This window comes from Micrococcus sp. MS-ASIII-49 (genome assembly GCF_000946635.1).
GTDB lineage: Bacteria > Actinomycetota > Actinomycetes > Actinomycetales > Micrococcaceae > Micrococcus > Micrococcus luteus.
Window position 1 is genome coordinate 1 of sequence record NZ_JXSP01000057.1, and the last position, 664, is coordinate 664.

Genomic DNA, 664 nt, shown 5'->3' on the forward strand with positions numbered 1-664 from the left:
GGCCGCTGGTCCCTGCTGCCCGCCGCCGAGCAGGACCCCACGATCCGCGCCCACGCCACCGCCGAGCTGCTGCTGGACCGGTACGGCGTGATCACGCGCGGCTCCGTGGTGGCCGAGGAGGTCCCCGGCGGGTTCGCGGGGCAGTACCGGCTGCTCACCCGAATGGAGGACGCGGGCCAGGTGCGCCGCGGCCACTTCGTCGACGGGCTGGGCGGCGCGCAGTTCTCCACCGGCGCGGTGGTGGATCGGCTGCGCGGGTTCCAGCGGGACGAGGAGGACGCCGCCGTCGACGCCGCCCCGCTCGCCCTCGCCCTGGCCGCGACGGATCCGGCGAACCCCTACGGCGCCGCGCTGGACTGGCCGTCCGTGCCGGCCGGGCCGGACGGCGTCGTGCCCACGGGCCACCGCCCGGGCCGGAAGGCGGGCGCCGTCGTCGTGCTGATCGCGGGGCGGCTGGCCCTCTACATGGAGCGCGGCGGGCGCACGCTGCTCGCGTTCACGGAGGATCCGGGCGAGCTGCGGGCCGCGGCGGAGGCGCTCGTGTGGGCGCTGCGCACCGGCCGCACCGAGCGGCTGAGCCTGGAGAAGGTCAACGGCGGGCCCGTGCTCGGCACGCCGCTGGCCGAGGCGCTGCTGGCCGCGGGGTTCTACTCGAGCCCATCGG

At 77.9% G+C, this 664-nt stretch carries 1 pseudogene; it reads left to right on the forward strand.

From position 1 onward, the window contains the following. Positions 1 to 664, forward strand: a pseudogene (locus tag SJ20_RS11980) (ATP-dependent helicase); the annotation flags it as partial.